General features: G+C 37.6%; 1 protein-coding gene. It reads left to right on the top strand.

Features of this window, described 5'->3' with window-relative positions; translation table 11 throughout:
- Positions 1–465: IS6-like element IS1216 family transposase (locus tag Q1X33_RS16625; protein WP_301969850.1), on the top strand; the 465-nt coding region annotated here is incomplete at both ends.

Here is a 465-nt window from a genome sequence, read left to right as displayed (position 1 = left end):
GAAAAATAAAAAATCCTTTTATTCATGGAAAATGGATGAAACGTACATCAAAATTAAAGGAAAATGGCATTATTTGTATCGAGCCATCGATGCAGATGGTTTAACCTTGGATATTTGGTTACGTAAAAAACGGGACACACAAGCAGCCTATGCTTTTCTTAAGCGGTTAGTGAAGCAGTTTGATGAACCGAAGGTTGTAGTCACAGATAAAGCCCCCTCTATTACAAGTGCCTTTAAGAAACTAAAAGAATACGGCTTTTATCAAGGGACAGAACATCGTACCATTAAATACCTGAATAATTTGATTGAACAAGACCATCGTCCAGTAAAGAGACGCAATAAATTCTATCGAAGTTTACGCACTGCCTCTACCACGATTAAAGGCATGGAAGACATTCGAGGATTATATAAGAAAACCCGAAAAGAAGGCACTCTCTTCGGGTTTTCGGTCTGTACTGAAATCAA

This window comes from Enterococcus sp. B2E4 (assembly GCF_030499455.1).
GTDB lineage: Bacteria > Bacillota > Bacilli > Lactobacillales > Enterococcaceae > Enterococcus_D > Enterococcus_D casseliflavus.
The sequence above is the reverse complement of the archived record's forward strand: the minus strand, read 5'-3'. Positions and strand labels throughout refer to the sequence as shown.